General features: G+C 34.2%; 21 protein-coding genes. 1 reads left to right on the top strand and 20 read right to left on the bottom strand.

Going from position 1 to position 17,844, the window contains the following annotated elements; translation table 11 throughout:
• The 6 genes from gcvH to L6651_RS00805 all read right to left on the bottom strand — a co-directional run bounded on the left by gcvH (window position 1) and on the right by L6651_RS00805 (window position 5,107).
• Window positions 1-393, bottom strand: a complete 393-nt coding sequence (gene gcvH / locus L6651_RS00830) for a glycine cleavage system protein GcvH (RefSeq protein ID WP_237036162.1) — start codon at window positions 391-393, stop codon at window positions 1-3.
• A gap of 67 nt (window positions 394-460) precedes the next feature.
• Window positions 461-1,555 (bottom strand): glycine cleavage system aminomethyltransferase GcvT, encoded by a 1,095-nt coding sequence (gcvT, locus tag L6651_RS00825; protein ID WP_237036161.1) that lies wholly within the window; start codon window positions 1,553-1,555, stop codon window positions 461-463.
• Between the two features lie 161 nt (window positions 1,556-1,716).
• Complete coding sequence (locus L6651_RS00820) at window positions 1,717-2,994, bottom strand: sensor histidine kinase (protein WP_237037612.1); 1,278 nt, start codon at window positions 2,992-2,994, stop codon at window positions 1,717-1,719.
• A 1-nt stretch (window position 2,995) separates the two neighbouring features.
• Window positions 2,996-3,688 carry a response regulator transcription factor gene (locus tag L6651_RS00815; RefSeq protein ID WP_237036160.1) on the bottom strand — a complete coding sequence of 231 codons (693 nt, stop codon included), beginning with the start codon at window positions 3,686-3,688 and terminating at the stop codon, window positions 2,996-2,998.
• 73 nt (window positions 3,689-3,761) lie between these two features.
• The gene (whiA, locus tag L6651_RS00810) at window positions 3,762-4,691 is read right to left on the bottom strand and encodes a DNA-binding protein WhiA (RefSeq protein WP_237036159.1); all 930 of its coding nucleotides are present in this window, start codon (window positions 4,689-4,691) and stop codon (window positions 3,762-3,764) included.
• A 2-nt stretch (window positions 4,692-4,693) separates the two neighbouring features.
• A complete protein-coding gene (locus tag L6651_RS00805; protein ID WP_237036158.1) occupies window positions 4,694-5,107 on the bottom strand; it encodes an NUDIX hydrolase in 414 nt (137 codons plus the stop codon).
• Window positions 5,108-5,255: 148 nt separating this feature from the next.
• On the opposite strand from L6651_RS00805, the gene L6651_RS00800 reads away from it, so the two are divergent.
• A complete protein-coding gene (locus L6651_RS00800) occupies window positions 5,256-6,263 on the top strand; it encodes a serine hydrolase domain-containing protein (protein ID WP_237036157.1) in 1,008 nt (335 codons plus the stop codon).
• A gap of 67 nt (window positions 6,264-6,330) precedes the next feature.
• Here L6651_RS00800 and ypfJ read toward each other — a convergent pair whose 3' ends face one another.
• The 14 genes from ypfJ to prmC all read right to left on the bottom strand — a co-directional run bounded on the left by ypfJ (window position 6,331) and on the right by prmC (window position 17,800).
• Window positions 6,331-7,194, bottom strand: coding sequence for a KPN_02809 family neutral zinc metallopeptidase (ypfJ, locus tag L6651_RS00795; RefSeq protein WP_237036156.1), 864 nt, complete (start codon window positions 7,192-7,194; stop codon window positions 6,331-6,333).
• Between the two features lie 157 nt (window positions 7,195-7,351).
• Complete coding sequence (locus L6651_RS00790; protein WP_237036155.1) at window positions 7,352-7,924, bottom strand: nitroreductase family protein; 573 nt, start codon at window positions 7,922-7,924, stop codon at window positions 7,352-7,354.
• 28 nt (window positions 7,925-7,952) lie between these two features.
• Window positions 7,953-8,792 (bottom strand): pirin family protein, encoded by an 840-nt coding sequence (locus L6651_RS00785; RefSeq protein ID WP_237036154.1) that lies wholly within the window; start codon window positions 8,790-8,792, stop codon window positions 7,953-7,955.
• Window positions 8,785-9,210 (bottom strand): MarR family winged helix-turn-helix transcriptional regulator, encoded by a 426-nt coding sequence (locus tag L6651_RS00780; protein ID WP_237036153.1) that lies wholly within the window; start codon window positions 9,208-9,210, stop codon window positions 8,785-8,787. Before L6651_RS00780 ends, L6651_RS00785 begins: the two co-directional genes overlap by 8 nt.
• 143 nt (window positions 9,211-9,353) lie before the next feature.
• Window positions 9,354-9,965, bottom strand: a complete 612-nt coding sequence (locus L6651_RS00775; RefSeq protein WP_237036152.1) for a hypothetical protein — start codon at window positions 9,963-9,965, stop codon at window positions 9,354-9,356.
• Window positions 9,966-10,063: 98 nt separating this feature from the next.
• Complete coding sequence (locus L6651_RS00770) at window positions 10,064-11,017, bottom strand: gluconeogenesis factor YvcK family protein (RefSeq protein ID WP_255784601.1); 954 nt, start codon at window positions 11,015-11,017, stop codon at window positions 10,064-10,066.
• A gap of 2 nt (window positions 11,018-11,019) precedes the next feature.
• Window positions 11,020-11,880, bottom strand: a complete 861-nt coding sequence (gene rapZ, locus L6651_RS00765; protein WP_237036151.1) for an RNase adapter RapZ — start codon at window positions 11,878-11,880, stop codon at window positions 11,020-11,022.
• Window positions 11,877-12,644, bottom strand: a complete 768-nt coding sequence (locus L6651_RS00760; RefSeq protein WP_237036150.1) for a PHP domain-containing protein — start codon at window positions 12,642-12,644, stop codon at window positions 11,877-11,879. Before L6651_RS00760 ends, rapZ begins: the two co-directional genes overlap by 4 nt.
• Window positions 12,625-13,539, bottom strand: a complete 915-nt coding sequence (murB, locus tag L6651_RS00755; RefSeq protein ID WP_237036149.1) for a UDP-N-acetylmuramate dehydrogenase — start codon at window positions 13,537-13,539, stop codon at window positions 12,625-12,627. The genes L6651_RS00760 and murB overlap by 20 nt, the downstream gene beginning before the upstream one ends.
• Window positions 13,529-14,791, bottom strand: a complete 1,263-nt coding sequence (locus tag L6651_RS00750; protein ID WP_237036148.1) for a bifunctional folylpolyglutamate synthase/dihydrofolate synthase — start codon at window positions 14,789-14,791, stop codon at window positions 13,529-13,531. Before L6651_RS00750 ends, murB begins: the two co-directional genes overlap by 11 nt.
• Before the next feature lie 65 nt (window positions 14,792-14,856).
• A complete protein-coding gene (gene prfA / locus L6651_RS00745; RefSeq protein WP_237036147.1) occupies window positions 14,857-15,924 on the bottom strand; it encodes a peptide chain release factor 1 in 1,068 nt (355 codons plus the stop codon).
• Window positions 15,925-16,473 (bottom strand): chromate transporter, encoded by a 549-nt coding sequence (locus L6651_RS00740; protein ID WP_237036146.1) that lies wholly within the window; start codon window positions 16,471-16,473, stop codon window positions 15,925-15,927.
• 8 nt (window positions 16,474-16,481) lie between these two features.
• Window positions 16,482-17,000 carry a chromate transporter gene (locus tag L6651_RS00735; protein ID WP_237036145.1) on the bottom strand — a complete coding sequence of 173 codons (519 nt, stop codon included), beginning with the start codon at window positions 16,998-17,000 and terminating at the stop codon, window positions 16,482-16,484.
• Entirely contained in the window at window positions 16,997-17,800 is an 804-nt protein-coding gene (prmC, locus tag L6651_RS00730) for a peptide chain release factor N(5)-glutamine methyltransferase (RefSeq protein WP_237036144.1), read from the bottom strand. Before prmC ends, L6651_RS00735 begins: the two co-directional genes overlap by 4 nt.
• Between the last annotated feature and the right edge of the window lie 44 nt (window positions 17,801-17,844).

The raw sequence follows: 17,844 nt of genomic DNA, 5'->3' as shown, positions 1-17,844 counted from the left end.
TTATGCCTCCTTAACAAATTCTTCGTATTCTGCGTCAGACATTAAGTTGTCTAGTTCTGCCTTGTCAGCAACTTTGATCTTGCAAATCCAGTTTTCGTAAGGTGCTTTGTTTAGAAGTGCTGGGTCGTCATCTAAGTCTTCGTTAACTTCAACAACAGTTCCGCCTATTGGAGCCATAACTTCTGAAGCAGCCTTAACTGATTCTACTGATGCAATTTCATCTTCAGCGTCAAATTCGTCATCTTCGTCTGGTAGGTCAACGTATACGATGTCACCTAAGTGGTTTTGTGCGAAGTCACAGATACCGATTTCTGCAACGTCTCCGTCAACTCTTACCCATTCATGATCCTTTGTGTATAATAATCCTTTTTCTACTTTAATTTCTGCGTCCATTTTAATCCTCCTATAAATTTGATTTTTATAATTCTAAAAGCTTTTAAAAAAACTTTTACAAGCTAATTTATTTGTTCTTTAAATATCTTCTGCTAACTACTTTAGCTGGGTCTTTTTTGTTTCTTACAACAACTTCTAGATCATTGCCCATTTCTGCTTCTTCGATGTCGATTAAAGCATTTGCAAGTCTCTTGTTTAAAGTTGGTGATAGATAACCTGTGGTAATATATCCTATTTTCTTACCATCTTTTTCGATTTCATATCCTTGTCTTGGAGGTCTCTTGCCCAAGATTTCAAGACCAACTAATTTTCTCCTTGGTCCTTCTTCTAAAACTTTTTCCATTGCAGCTTTCCCGATAAAGTCATCTTTATCAAATTTAACTGCAAATTTAAGTCCTACTTCTAATGGAGAAATGTCATCTGCCATTTCATTTCCATATAGAGGCATTGAAGCTTCAAATCTTAGAGTATCTCTACATCCAAGTCCACATGGTTGAATATCAAACTCTTTACCTGCTTCTAAAATCGCATCCCAAACAGCAACGATTCCCTCTCTTGTAGTATAAACTTCGAATCCGTCTTCTCCGGTATAACCTGTTCTTGAAATAAGAAGTTTGTGACCTTTGAAATCAATATCAGCAGCGAAGTGATAATATTCAATTTTGTCAAGATCGTAGTCAACTACTTTTTGTAATACCTTTTGAGAGTTTGGACCTTGAATTGCAATTTCTCCAACTTCGTCAGAGATATTTGTAAGTTCAACGTCATACTTTTCAGCGATTGGGCTTAAGTGATCCCAGTCTTTTTGAGTATTTGCTGCGTTTGGTACAATTAAGAAATGTTCGTCATTGTACTTGTACACTAGCAAGTCGTCAATGATTCCACCATTTTCGTTACCTACAAGCGTATAGGTGATTTGGAAATCATTTGCTTTTGAAAAATCGTTAGTGAAAACGTAATTTAAGAACTTAAGAGCATCTTTACCCTTAACTTCAAATTCTCCCATATGAGATACGTCAAAAATACCAACATTTTCCCTTACAGCTTTGTGTTCTTCCCTTAGACCTACATAGTCTACAGGTAACATCCAACCTGCATAGTCAACAACATTGCCACCTAGTTCAATATGTTTTTCATATAACGGTGTCTTTTTTGCGCTCATTTAATTCCTCCTTAAGAATAGCATAATAAAGTTTAAGAAACTACCCTCACAATGATTATAGTTTAAAATCAAGTTTTTTACAACTTAATAGGGATAGTAATATAAATAACTAAAGTTTTTTCAAATATCACTATTCCTTATTTCGATTTATACCCATTAAACTATTTTTTAACTCGAATAGCAAAAAATATTTCTACAATAAAGTAATCCTTTTCAAGCCTTATTTGAAACTCGCCATTTAACAGTTCAATTGACGCCTTTGCTATATATAATCCAAGGCCTGACCCTTCTATGTCGTCAGCATCAGAAGCTCTTATAAATCTCTCTTGAAGATCTTTAATGTCCTTTCCATACTTTATTCTAGATTTATTCTTTATGCTTATTTTTAATTTGTCACTATCTTTAGTTATGTCTAAATTTACAACGCTATCTTTTTCTGAGTACTTTATGATATTTGAAAATATGTTTTCAAATACCCTATTCAGTCTATCGGCGTCTAGCTTTATAAAAATATTTTCTTTAAATGAATTATATTCCAGTTTTAATCCATTCTTTTCAAAGTCTTCGTCGAACTGCCCATAGGTTTGAAGTATGAGTTCGTTAAGTTCAATAACTTGCATATGAAGGTCAATTGACCCAGAGCCTGTCTTTGAAGCTTCGATTAAATCTACAATCATTGCCTTTAGTCTCTTTGCATTATAGCTTAGGGTGTCAAGGTATTCATTTCTCTTTTCCTCTGTCTTTGCCCTCTTGACAAGGTCTACGTAGTTTATTATAGAGGTAAGAGGCGTTTTAATATCGTGACTTACGCCTGTAATAAGCTCTGTTTTTAATTTTTCACTCCTATACTCGGCGTCTATTGAATTTTTCATTGCAGAATAGAGATTGTCCATTAAGAAAATAGAGTTGTTGAATGTGGAGTCATTTATATATATTTTTTCGTACTCACCATTATATAGTGATTCTATCTTTCTATTTAGTAGCACCTTGCCAAGGTAGTTTTTTAATATTGAAACTGAAACCTTGTACACAAGGGCTCCCATAAAGATAAGTCCAATTGGGTCTTCATTGTCCTTCATCAGATAGAAGTAAAATATAACTAAGAGTCCAACCAAAATAAAGGCTTCAAAATAAACGCTTATATACTTTATTTTAAAACCATAAACTAAGTCTGCAACTAAAAACGCATGTATTCCATATTTTTTTACACTTTGTACAACTTTGATGCCTATAAGAATCAAAGAGTAGATTATAAATAGAAGCTTTAAATTTCTTCCATAAATCCCAAATATGGAAACGATGATACCGTATATTAAAAAATGAAATCCTAAGTGAATTGCAATTATAACCATTTGCTCTTCTAAGTATCCGTCAATTCCCATAAAGAGATTTTTGTAATATCTTATTGCCCTTTTAAAAATGTTGTCCTTTTTATCCATATTATTCAATTTTATATCCCATTCCATAAACGGATTTTAAACAATCCGGACTTTTAGAATCAATTTCTATTTTATCTCTAAGTCTTGATATATGAACTGACACTATTTTTTTAACATCATATGGTGGTGCATTCCATACATTTTCATAAATTTCTTCTGATGAAAATACCCTTCCCTTGTTTGATATTAGAAGATGTAATATTCCATATTCATATGGCGTTATGGAAATAGGCTCACCGTCGATTAGGACTTCCTTTTTAGTGTGGTCAAGTCTTATTCTTCCAGCGTTATACACCTCATGCCCCGAAACATCTTTAAATTTATTTTGTAGCTCCACTCTTCTAAGGGCAGACTTAACCCTCGCCAGTAGCTCTACAGAGTCAAAGGGCTTGGTTATGTAGTCATCTGCACCACTTTCCAAGCCATCTACCTTATCTTCCAGTTCTCCCTTAGCGGACAACATTAAAATTGGCACAGAAGATATCTCTCTTATTCTCCTTGTCAGTTCAATACCATCCATTACCGGCATCATTACATCCGCAAGAACTAAATCAAAAATATTATCTTTTAAAATTAAATCTAAAGCCTCTTTTCCATTGTAGGCTTTGAAAACTTTATATCCACTTTCTTCTAAATAAAATTCTATAGCTTCAACTATATCTCTTTCATCATCGCAAACCAAAATATTATACATATAATCACCCTAAATTCATTATATCAATAATTTTATGATTTAATCCATTGAAATTATTACAATATATCAACAATTACCTCAAACTTTCAGCAATTTCATGTATCTTTTTAAGTCTATGATTAACTCCCGACTTTCCCACCGGTGGTTCCAGTCTTTCTCCCAGTTGCTTTAATGTGTCCTCTGGGTACTCAAGCCTTGCAATAGCAATCTCCCTTAAGTTTTCGTTTAAATAGTCCAGTCCCTTTTTGTCGATAATAAATTCTATATCGTCCACATGCTTAATGGACGCGTTTATAGTCTTGTCCATATTTGCAGATTCAAAGTTCATAACTCTGTTGACATTATTTTTTATCTCTTTAAAAACTCTAATGTCTTCAAATTTAAACATGTTTTGATATGCACCTATAAGGGCAAGAAAGTCCGCTATGGACTCTCCTTCTTTAAGATATAAAAAGTTGTCGTCCTTTCTACTTGCTATCTTAGGATATATATTAAAATGTTCTAAAATCTCGCCAAGTTCTCTCGTATAGTTCGAATTTCCTGCGACAATCTCCATATGATAGCCCTTGTCGGGGCTTGTTATGGATCCGGCACCTAAAAAGCTTCCTACAATATAGGCTTTTTTCAAGCTATCATCTTGAGTAAGTTTTTTTGGCACATCATTCGTATTAATGAAAAAAGGATCGGCATTTAGTTCGATGTCTTCCAAGAACTTTTTTGAAATTGGACTTTCAATTGAAATCTTGTAAAGATTTTTTCTTCTAAAAGCAGAACCTTTAACCACCTCTATACTACATTCATATTTGTATAAATTTTTTATATCTGCAAATATGCGTCTTGCTATTGCATTTGTCTCCGTAGAAAATTGTACCTTCGTGTTTTCAAAATTATATAAAAGAGAACCGTTAACTCTGTAGAGTCCAGCAAGAAATGAAAGCGTCTCGCCTTTTGTTTCAAAAGCGAGCCTGCTTACCTCATTTTTTACCTCTGTTGAAAACGACAAGTCTATCCCTTTCCTTCATTTCTATAAAATTCTTTAACTTTGCGAATCATATTCTTTTCCGCATTATGTCTAACCAATCTTATAGCCTTATCAAAAGGCATGTATACCGCATCGGAAAAACCTTCTTCTTTTTGTGGCTTAAGCTTTTGAGTATCGCTTTTCATATAGTAATAGTGAACTGTCTTTTGTACCTTTTCACCATTAAAGTTTCGATACCAATACTTAACATAGCCAATATAACGCACTATGGAAGCATCAGCTCCCGCTTCTTCTTTAACTTCTCTAAGTGCTGCCTCTTCTTTAGTTTCTCCTTTCTCTAAACGACCTTTTGGAAGGACCCAATCTCCACGGAATTTTCTTAAAACGACAACTTTACCATTACGGACAATTACTCCGCCGCCACTTGTTTCTTCCATATGTCCTCCTTAAAATATTAAACTATTATTTATTATACCACGTCCAGGGATTAATTATACTTATTAAATCAAAAATAACTATTATGAGAATATTGATTAGATTTCTCCTACTATTGAAAAATATGATAAAATTCTATTAGGTGATATTATGGATCGTGATTATTGGCCCTATGATGGCTTTAAATATAAGACTTATGATTTTGATAAAGAAAAATTAGAAAAATTAAATACAGCACTTCAAAATGAATACAATAATATAACTGGAATTATGATTGTTAAAGATGGCTATTGTGTCTTTGAAGAATATTATAATGGAATTAATGAAAGGGACAAAAAACCCCTTGCCTCTGTTAGCAAATCCATTTTGTCTGCACTTTTTGGAATTGCCATGGACCAAGGCTATATTGAGTCCGTTGACACACCAATTTATAAATTCTTCCCAGATTATAATATTGAAGATGAAAATTTAAAAAAGATTACTTTAAAACATATTTTGAACATGACTGCTCCCTTTGACTTTAAGGCTTGGGATGAGCCCTTGGGAGAATTCGTAAGTTCTGACAACTGGACAAAGTACGCCCTTGATTTGCTTTCAAAGGAAGAAAACAAAGAGAGATTTAAGTACTCAACCATTGGAACACATCTTCTTGCGGTTATTTTAACCAGAGCTATTGGGATTTCCCTAAGGCGCTATGCAAATAAAAATCTTTTTTCAAAAATTGGAATGGATTTAATTCCATACTACCCAATGACTGGATTTGGTTTCGACAATTTATTCGGTCGATATGTGAGAGGTTGGATTCACGATCCACAGGGAAACTCCATCGGTGGATTCGGAATAAACATGAGCCTTCGAGATATGACCAGGTTTGGATTTTTATATCTCAACAATGGAAACTGGAATGGAACACAGGTTATTTCCGAAAGTTTTGTTAAGGAGTCCTTTAAAAAAGAAAAATATGACTATGGATATCTTTGGTGGATTTATAGATACAAACAATATGATGCGTACTGCGCCCTTGGCATCGGAGGTCAATGCGTATGTGTAATACCGAAACTGGACATGGTAGTGTCCATTAGTTCATCTTTTATTAGGGACTCAAGAAATAGATGGATGTTTATAAGAAAAATAATTTTGCCGATGTTTTTAGAATAATTAGAGAGGGAGACCTCTCTTTTTTTGCAATAAAAAAGACAAGGAAACCCTCGTCTTTATACTTTAATTAAAGTTCTGAGCTATCAAGACTAAATGTATCCCATCCAGATAAATCTCCTTTGTCATATCCTTTTTTATACCATTTTGCCCTTTGTTCACTGGTGCCATGGGTGTGTGACTCCGGTCTAACTTCTCCAGTGGCCCTCTTTTGAATGGTGTCATCACCAATTACCCAAGCTGTGGAAATTGCTTCCTCAAGGTCGCCTGGGTCTAGATAACCCTTGTCTTCTTGATACCTTGCAACGACTCCTGCCAAGTAGTCCGCCTGTAGCTCTAGTCTTACCGTAAGGGCGTTTTGATCTTCCTTGGATAACTTAGCCATTTGCTTTTGATACTGACTCATTATCCCCGTTACGTTTTGAACGTGGTGGCCTATCTCATGGCTTATTACATATGATAAAACAAAGTCTCCATCTTTCGCTCCAAACCTGTTTATTAGTTCATCATAAAAAGATAAATCCATGTAAAGAGCGTTGTCTCTTGAACAATAGAAGGGACCTGTTCTTGAACTTGCAAGACCACATCCAGACCTTATGGAATCTTTAAACACCTTCATCTGTGCAGGTCTATAATCAATACCTTCTTCACCTAATATCTCTTCCCATGCATCTTCAGTATCTGCAAGCACCACCGCTGAATAATCATAAAGCTGTTGTTCTTCAGGACTTAATTTATATTCTTGCTGATTTTGTGGTTGATTAGAGTTACCACCTTGTGCAGCTGTGTCCAAGGCAGCCTGTGGGTCCCCTGTCAAAAGGTATACCAGTAGTGCAAGGATTAATCCTCCACCACCAATTGCTACGCCTCGGCCTCCGCCTCCTCTTCCTGCATTGCTAATATTTTTAGATTGCCTTCTACCTTGCCACTTCATAAAATTCTCCTTAACATTTTTAAAATATTTTCTTTTTCATAAGATATCTTTATTATACCCCTTTTCTAAAATTTAAAAAAATTATTGAGACGTTATAATTTGCTATTGAATTTAAAATTAAAAAGCATAACATTTCAACCATGTTATGCCTTTAAATTTATTTTATAACTTTTACTCTCTCGTCTATATTTTCTTTTTCCTTTGCTTCAGGTTCACTTACAATTCCACCAAATGGCATTTGAGCAAGCAGTTTATATTCCTTTGGTATATCAAACAATTCCTTCACCTTTTCATCAATTACTGGATTGTAATGTTGTAGGGACGCTCCTACATTTAATTCCTTTAGCATTGACCAAACTGAAATTTGTAACATTCCATTTGCTTGGTTTGCCCAAACTGGAAAATTGTCAGCATAGGTGCTGAATTCTTCTTGCATTTTTTTAACAGTATTTTCATCATACAAGTATAAAACTGTTCCAGCTCCCGCTTTAAATGAATCTATCTTTTCTCTTGAAACTTTACCTTCAAATACATTATAGATTTCATCCCAAAGTTTATCATGCTCTTCACCAAATAAAACAACTGCTCTTGCGCTTTTCATATTAAACGCATCTGGCACAAGCTCTGTAACTTCTTTAATCTTTTCTTCAATTTCACTTTCAGAAACTGGTAAGTCCTTGTTAATGTTGTAATATGTTCTTCTCTTTTCTAATGATTTAATAATGCTCATTTCTGCCTCCTAATATTTTATAATTTATTTAATAATCTACTTTTTCCTTTATAAAAGTTCCATTTCTAAGTTCTAAATATGCCATTTGCATTTCTCTTGGTGTGTTCATTACAATTGGTCCGCCCCATGAAATAGGTTCATTTAGTGCCCTTGAATTAATATATAGCACTTGGGATTTTTTGTCACCGTTCTTAATTGTAAGACTGTCGCCATCTGTTAATTTAACAGCTGTTTTTTCTTCTATAAATTCATCACCAATATTGATATCACCTAATAAAGTAAATACCATAACGGAGTCATCTTCCTTTGTATCAATTGTAAATTCAGCATTAGGTTCTAGGTGAATATCATAGTAATTTAATGGAAGATGGTCTCCCTTGTATCCTTGGTGGCCCTTGTAACTTCCTGCTATAAGTCTAATTTTTCCACCTTCAATATCAATCTCTTTTATTTCACTTTTTTTAATGCTGTTATAACTTGGCTTACTCATCTTTTCCTTTGATGGTAGGTTTAGCCACATCTGTACACCTAAAAGCCTTTCTGAATCCGGAATCATCTCTTCGTGCATAATACCAGAGCCAGAGTTCATCCATTGCACTTCTCCATCGGTAATTGCCTCTTCATTGCCAAGGCTGTCTCTATGAACCATGTTTCCTCTAGATAAATAACTTATGGTTTCAATCCCTCTATGAGGATGCATTGGAAAGCCTGCCCTGTAATCTTCAGGGTTTGTGCTATCAAATGAGTCAAGCATTAAAATTGGATCAAACTCCTTTGCAGTGTCCCTTCCTAAAACTCTTACTAAGTTTACACCAGCTCCGTCTCTCGTATTAAATCCTTTGACTTTTGTCTTAACTCTTCTAGTCATCTAATCTTCCTCCCATCTTTTTCAAAAGATATAAAAGTTCTTCTTTTTCTTCCGTTGTCAAAACCTTCATACTATCCACTATCATGGCTTCATTTTTAGGAACAACTTTGCTTATGACATCCCTTCCCTCTTTAGTTAAACTTAATATGCATACACGTCTGTCCCTTTCATCGGGAAGCCTTTCAATATAATTCATCTTAACTAAATTGTTAACTATTACAGATATGGTTCCAACGCTGCTTAGAATTTTTTCTCTAACTTCTCCAACGCTCATATCTCCCTTGCTATAAAGAGCTTCTAAAACCATAAACTGACTAAGGGTCAAGCCATGTTCCGTAGCAATCTTTAATGTCTTTTTATCTATATCATTTATATTTCTATGAAGTCCAATTAGAATCTTCATTTCTGTTTTAATCATAATCGCCTCCCGAGGAATTATATCTAGTTAGATATTATCTACATAGATATATTACCCTCTTTTTATTTTCTAAACCATTTTCTTGAAAATTTTCAAAATAAAAAACGGCGCCTGGTTATCGCCGTCTTCACTTTCATATTTAATTAATCTAACTTAAAAACTTTTGCAATTGTCATTACATTTGATTTTGAATTGTCGCCCGAAGAGTCTTCTCCAAACACCTTGCCTACGGATTTGTCAAAAATAAATTCACCAGTAGCGGAAGCTCTAAAACTCTTGTCGCTTTGTTCATTTATATTAAATCCACCATTTCTAAATTCTATAAATGGACTTTCTCCATAGATGTATTGGCAGCCAGGGTCCACTATGGAAACTTCATTGTCGGTAATATTTTCGAGTACAATCACTTCAGAGTACATGGTTATATTTATGCCTCCACTTTTTTCCGTTGGTATGGAAATATCTTCCTTTAAAGTTCTATAACCTATTTTTATCTCTTTGCCCTCGTACTGCGACTTAAGTTCTTCTTCTATTTCATTAAGATTATCCTTTTCTTCATCAACTTTAAAATCAGGAATAGCTTTAGTCACTTCCTTTGCCTTTAAATATCTCTCTTCAGAATTTTCTTCTAGGGAAGTAATTTCAGAAATTCTACTGCTTTCCATAGAATCATTTTTGTTTTGTCCAGCAAAATAATAAATTGCTGCAGCTATCACTAAAACTAAAAGTAATATAATTATATTTTTCTTTTTCATTTTGCACCCCCATGTATATCAATTTATCTTTCTTTGTATTTATAATATACCCCCCCCAATTTTTGGTTAAACAAATATATACTAAAAAAAGGACTAAATTAATAATCCCTTTTTTCGTATTCTTCTATTAAATATTTTCCTATTCGATTGTAGTCGTGGCGAACCTTGTCTTTATAGTCATTAAAACATTCCAGTTCTACAATTTCATAGTCCTTTAAAAACTCTCTATCTTCATCCCGTAGGTATACTGGCGTGCTCTTATATCTCTTCAAGGCATTGTCTGGAATTTGTTCCTTGTTCACTATTATTTTGTCGATTACCGAATAACCCATATGTGAATTGATAGCTTTAACATGATCTGAAACAGAATAATCTTTTGTCTCTCCATATTGAGTCATTAAGTTGCACACATAGTACACTGTAGCCTTTGTTTCCTTTAACGCCCTTGCAATATCTTTTACAAGTAGGTTTGGCATAATGGAAGTGTATAGACTTCCTGGGCCAATTAGAATTATATCCGCAGTTAAAATTTCATCTACTGCTTCCTCCATAGGCTTTGGTCCATCGGGCTTTAGGTAGACCCTCTCTATGGAAACATCTTTATCCTTTGTAGAGTTTCCTATATTCGATTCTCCCTTGATGGTTGTGCCGTCACTCATTTGAGCATAAAGAGTTACATCTTCCAAGGTCATTGGAAGAACTTTTCCAGTTATGGCAAGTACATTTGACGCTTCCTTTATGGCTTTGTCAAAGTCGCCATAAATGTCTACCATAGCTGCTATAAATAAATTCCCAAAGGATTGTCCCTTTAGTCCTCCCTCTTTAAATCTATAATCCATTAGCTCTTTCATCTGTGGCTCTGCATTTGCCAGAGCAATTAAGCATGCTCTAATGTCACCAGGAGGCAGAATCCCCATGTCCTTTCTAAGAACTCCCGAGCCTCCACCATCGTCAGCAACGGTTACTATGGTCACAATATCTTTTGTTATTTTTTTTAATCCTTTTAAAATTGTGGAGTTTCCCGTCCCTCCACCAATAGTTACTATTTTCATATTTACCAATATCTAGAATCCCTATGGGATACATAGACAGTTTCTCCTTTTTCTTCAAATTGCCTTCCAAGTTCATTTGCTATGGCCACCGATCTATGTCTTCCACCGGTACAACCTATTCCAATTACAAGATTGGACTTTCCTTCTTCCTTGTAAAATGGAAGTAGATAATTAACTAAGTCCTTAACTTTGTCCAAGAAGATATTAGTTCTATCGTATTTAAAAACAAATTCTCTAACGTCTTCGTCTTCCCCGGTCTTTTCTTTGAGTTCATCTACATAGTATGGATTTGGAATAAATCTAACGTCAAATACTAAGTCGGCGTCAAGTAATGTTCCATTTTTAAATCCAAATGACATAATCGTTATATTTATATTTTCATTTTTTAAAATCTCACTGCCATAAAAAGATAGTATTCTACTCTTTAGTTCTCCTAGTGTAAGGGTTGAGGTATCAATAATATGAGTGGCATTGTCCTTTAACTGTTTTAATCTATCTCTCTCTTCAGCTATTTCTGAAAGGATGTTTCCAGTGTTTCCCAGTGGATGAGGCCTTCGTAATTGTTTAAATCTTCTAACTAAAATCTCATCCCTTGCATCTAAGAACAAAATGCTAATGTCCTCTCCCGCATTTTTTAGAAGTAAAACTTCTTCATATAGCTTGCTAAACAAAACGCCACTCCTAATATCAACCACTATGGCAGTCTTTGTTATATTCGATTTGTTGTTACTTAAGAGTTTGATAAAGTCTTTTATTAAATCCGGTGGAAGATTGTCCACTGCATAGTATCCCATATCTTCCAAGGCATTTAACGCAGCAGTTTTACCTGCTCCAGACATTCCTGTTACAATGACTACTTTCATTGATCATTTCTCCTTTTGAAGTTTAACACTCTTGAACTATCTATTCCTGCTTTTTCCATCCTTTCCAGGGCAGATTTTAAATTGCCCACATATTGCGGTCTATGGGCATCGGAACCAAGTGTAAAGTTTATGTCGTAGTCCTTAATAAGATTTAACTGTTCCACTGTAAGATTCTTATGTGAAGAGTTTATTTCAAGGGCAGTGCCAGTTTTTTCACATGCCTTTGCTAACATCTCTATGTCCACTGGAACCTTGTCCCCTGGATGTGTAATAGTAAAGATATTTTCTTTCTCAATTATCTTTATTAGTGCTTCTGTATTTTTCTTAGTTACATAATCTCTTATCTTTTTTGAAAACTTAATATTATTTATAAAGCGATAGTGGACGTAACTATAAAAATCTTTAAACACGACTCCATTGTGAAATCCTAAATTTATAATATCAAAATATTTTTCATAATCCTCGGGAATATCATAAGTTCCGTCATATCCTACCACATTTGCCTCAACTCCAAGAAAGATGTCTATTCTGTCACTATACTCTTCTTTAAGTCTATCCACTTCTTCCCTTGCGGTCTTGATTAAATCTTTTTTTATTCCATAAAGATAATGCCCTGGACCATGGTCTGTAATATAAATTTCCTTTAGTCCAGCGTCTATTGCGGCTTCAACATTTTCTCTTATGGTTCCCTTTCCATGATTATTTTTACTATATATGGTATGAGTATGGTAGTCTGCAATTACTTTACTTCTTAAATTCTCCAATAATTCTAACCTCCGGTTCTAAATTTACACCGAACTTTTCAAAAACAACTTCTTTAACATGGTTAATCACATATAGTACCTGTTCACAGTTTGCATCTCCTGCATTTATAACAAATCCACAATGCTTTTCGCTAACCATGGCGTCTTTATATCTGTATCCCCTAAGGCCACAGTCGTCAATTAATTTACCTGCATAATAGCCTTCAGGTCTCTTAAATGTGGAGCCAGCAGATGGAAATTCAAGTGGTTGCTTTGACTCTCTTTTAAAAGTCAATTCATCTTGATATTCTTTAATTTTATCGTAATCCCCTTCACTAAGGTTTATTACAGCTTCAAGAACGATTAGCCCTTCGTCTTGTACCCTTGAGTTTCTATATCTAAGGTTCATATCCTTAGCATCAATGTCTATCACATTTAAGTCTTTGTCGATGACTTTTACACTTTCAAGCACATCCTTCATCTCACCGCCATAGGCTCCTGCATTCATCGTCACAGCTCCCCCAAGGTCTCCCGGAATTCCAGATGCAAATTCAAAACCTTGAAGTTTATTTTCAAGGGCAAAGTCTGCAATCTCTTTTAACGTTGCCCCTGCCTGTGAAGTTATTTTATTTTCCTCTAAAGTTATTTTAGAAAAGTTCTTATGTAACTTTACAATAACCTTTCTAATACCTTGGTCTGAAACTAATAAATTACTCCCATTTCCAATTATCATATATGCCAAATCATTTTCTTTAACAAGATTTAAAACATTTAGTATTTGCTCTATTGTATTTGGCATTACAAGGACATCACATGGTCCTCCTATTTTAAATGTGGTGTGATTTTTCATAGGCTCGTCATAAAGCACTTCTCCTACGTCAACATTTGAAAAAATATCTTTATAATTAATCGTCATTTGTTACTCCTTTAAAATATTTGACCCCTTTCGATACTAAAGAAAATGATCCATATACTACAATAATCTTGTCACTAAATTTATTTTTCGCAAAGTCTAGCGCCTTTTCAACGGTTTTCATATCGTAAACTCTATCTGAAAACTCCCTTGCCACATTAGAAAGCTTATGTGATGGCAGGGACCTTTCACTTCCACTGTCACAACAGATTATTCCATAAGCAATATCACTATTTATATCTAGAAGCTCTCTATAGTCCTTGTCCTTATAAAATCCAACAACAAACACAAATTCACTATCTGGAAAGTCCTTTAATAAAGTATCTCTTAAAGACTTTACCGCCTGTGGATTATGACTTCCGTCAATAATAACTATTGGGTCTCTATTTACTATTTCGTATCGTCCCGACACAGTGGTCTTATTAATGCCTTTAATGGCACGCTCCAAAGAGATATTAAAACTTATCTTTAATTCCTTTAAAACTTCGAAAGCGACCACCGCATTATATCTCTGTACCTCTGAATGTAGGTTTAATTTAAACTCATATCCATCATAGCTAAATCTATGAGAGTCTCTCGAAATTTCATAGTCTTTTATATTTTCAAAGTCAGGGACTATAACTTTTGCATTTTTAATACTAGCCTCTTTTTCAATAACTTTATTTACTTCTATTTCTTGTGGATAATAAACCACAACGCCCGACTCTTTTATTATACCCGCTTTTTCATATGCAATCTCTTCTAAGCTATTGCCTAGAAGTTCCATATGGTCCATTCCTATTTTTAAAATAACTGAAGCTACAGATTTTTTTATTACATTGGTAGAGTCAACACGTCCACCAATTCCAACTTCAATCACTGCAAAGTCACATTCTTCTTCATAAAAATACAAAAATGCAATTATGGTTGCAATGTCAAACTCATGAATGGTAATGTTATTTTCTTTTGCCAAGCTCTTTATATCATCGTAGTACCTTAGAAGTCTTTTATCATCTATGTTATTGTGGTTTATTTGAAACCTATCACTATTTGAAAAGATTGCAGGAGAAGTATATAGTCCAACCTTGTATCCATTTTCTTCCAGGGCATTGGATATAAAATTACAAACAGATCCCTTGCCATTTGTTCCTGCAACATGAATTATATTTAATTCATCTTGAGGATTTCCTAAAAGTTCAAGTACTTTTTCTATGTTTTTAGCTCCATTATATGCTTTTTTATCATTTGAAATATCTAAAATCTCTTTATTCTTCATAGTTCACCTACTAAATTATACCATATGAAATTACATATTTTGCCATAAAAAAGGATAGCTAAAAGCTACCCAACTAATTTTAATTTTTCAGTTTGATCATAGGTTATAAGTGCGTCAATCATCTCTCCAATCTCTCCGTCTAGAAAATCTTGAAGTTGATAAATTGTCATATTTATTCTATGATCAGTAACCCTTCCTTGAGGGAAGTTATATGTTCTTATTCTTTCAGATCTGTCTCCTGAACCAACTTGAGACTTTCTCGCATCGGCAATGTCTTTATTTTGTTCTTCCAACATCTTGTCATATAGACGTGACTTTAATATCTTCATTGCCTTATCTTTATTTTTAAGCTGTGACTTCTCATCTTGACAAGAAACTACAATGCCTGTAGGAATATGTGTAATTCTTACGGCAGAGTCTGTAGTATTTACAGATTGTCCACCATTACCTGAAGATCTAAACACGTCAACCCTTAAATCATTTTGGTCGATTTTAACATCAACGTCATCCGCCTCTGGAAGAACTGCAACTGTTGCAGCAGAAGTATGAATTCTACCACCGGATTCTGTTTCGGGAACCCTTTGAACTCTGTGAACTCCAGATTCATATTTTAACTTTGAGTAAGCACCTTCTCCTGTTATCATAACAACGGCTTCTTTAATTCCACCTACTCCCTGCTCTGAAATTTCCATTATCTCTGTCTTCCAGTTCATTGAGTCTGCAAACATCTTATACATTCTTAAAAGCTCTCCAGCAAAGAGCCCGGCTTCGTCTCCACCAGCCCCAGCTCTGATTTCTAAGAACACGTTCTTGTTGTCATTTGGATCTTTAGGTAGTAAAAGAATTTTAAGTTCATCTTCAAAAGTTTCAATATCTTTTTCAAGCTTTGAAACTTCCTCTTTTAGAAGCTCTCTCATTTCATCGTCAAGGTCTTCATTTAAAAGTTCCTTGTCTTCTTCCATGGTCTCCTTTGCATTTTTAAGCTCATCATATTTTTCAACAATCGGTTTTAAATCCGCATGTTCCTTTATTAACTTTTGCCAATGATCCATATCCTTCATTACTTCGGGATCGGCTATTTCAAATTCAAGTTTTTTATATTTTTCTTCTACTGCATCTAAGTTTTCAAACATCTAAAACACCTCGTCGTTTTTTCTTATAAACTTTTTATAAATAATATTGCAAACTCCAAAACTAAGTATTAGTACTATTGGACTTATATTAAATAGTTCCACCGATATAGCTATGGCAATGGCTACTAAAAATTCTACTATTTTAAATCCCGACTTCTTTCCAAGGCTATATACAGATGCGGCAATAACTGCTGCAACTGCAGGGATTGCACCTTTGAAAATCTTTTGAGCAATGTCGAGACTGCCAACCACCTTATAAAAGTGTGCTATTACCGTAATCATTATAAATGATGGAAGCACTGCGCCTAGAGAACAGAAGAACGCTCCCTTTACACCTTTAATCTTAAGTCCTATGTATATGGACATGTTTACAGCTAAAACTCCTGGCATCCCCTGTGCCACCATTAGAGCTTCCATAAACTCTTCATCATTTAACCATTTTTTATTATCGACTACTTCTCTTTCTATAATAGGTATCATTGCAACTCCTCCACCAATTGTAAAGGCACCTATCATAAAAAAAGTTTTGAATAAATCAAAGTAAAACAAAATACCTCCTAATTAGTGAATATTCCAATGACTCCCGCCACAAGTATAACAGGAATTGGATTTATCTTTTTTATGCCCACTGCATAAAAGGATAAAATGAATACTATAATTCCAACTATTGATGTTAGCCCTTCGCTTGCTAGGGAAAGAAACCCTGCGCCTATAAGTCCTATTATAACAACTTTAATTCCATCTAAAAATAAATTCAAATACTCATTGTCCCTAAATTTTTTTATAAACACATACATCAAACTCACAAGTATTATAGATGGAAGTACCACCGATGTTGTAGCTGCCAAAGACCCAAGTATCCCATTTAAATTATAGCCTATAAATGTGGCAAGGTTAATTGCAATAGGCCCTGGAGTAATTTGGGATATGGAGATTATGTTTATAAAGTCCAATTTTTCTATCCAGCCATGGTTTGTTACAACCTCTTGCATTATAAGCGGTATCATTGCATAACCACCACCAAAGCTGAATAAACCTATTTTAAAAAATGTAGTGAATAGCTGTAAAAATATCATATCATACTCCTTGCTATAACACATCTATCAAATCCATTGTAATCTTTTATCAAATTAACATCACCGTATTCATTATTACTCAATAACTCTTTAACAGACTCTCCCTGATTATATCCTATTTCAAATGCAATGTATCCATTTTCATTCAAATGTTCATGGGATTTTTCTATAATAGCTTTATAAAAATCAAGTCCATCCTCTCCACCAAAAAGTGCAAGCTCTGGCTCTTTTTTTACCCTTTCATCAAGAGCTTTCATATCTTCTCTGTTTATATATGGAGGGTTAGAAACGATTAAGTCAAATTTTTCTTCACCAATGGAAGAAAAAAGATTAGACTCTTTAAATTCTGAGTTTCTTGCCCCTAAAAGCTCTCTATTCCTATTTGATATATCTAGTGCCACCTCCGATATATCAACTCCTAATACTTTCGATTTTGGCATTTCTAAGGCAAGTGTAATGGATATTATGCCACTGCCGCAGCCTATATCTAAAATGTTTTCAAAATCCACGCCTAGGCTAAGTATGTTTTCAATTAGAATTTCCGTTTCAAACCTGGGAATCAAAACTCCATCTTCTAAATAAAAATCCCTTCCATAAAAATTCTTTTTACCGATTAAATAATTTATAGGGTAGTCCTTTGAGTAATTTTCATAAATTTCATCTATCTTAATTTCAATATCCTTTGGTACAGTTTCATTTTGATTAAAAAATATTTCCGTCTGACTTAATCCCATCATATTTTCTATAACAAAACTTCCATCAACTTTACCAAACTTTTCTAATATCTCTTTTAATGTCATTTTTATACCTTCGTTTACAGGACAATATTAAAATCAAAAAGGCA

Origin of the sequence: Mediannikoviicoccus vaginalis, assembly GCF_928097925.1 — a bacterium.
Classification (GTDB): Bacteria; Bacillota; Clostridia; order Tissierellales; family Peptoniphilaceae; genus Mediannikoviicoccus; species Mediannikoviicoccus vaginalis.
This window is presented reverse-complemented; position numbering and strand designations above follow the sequence as displayed.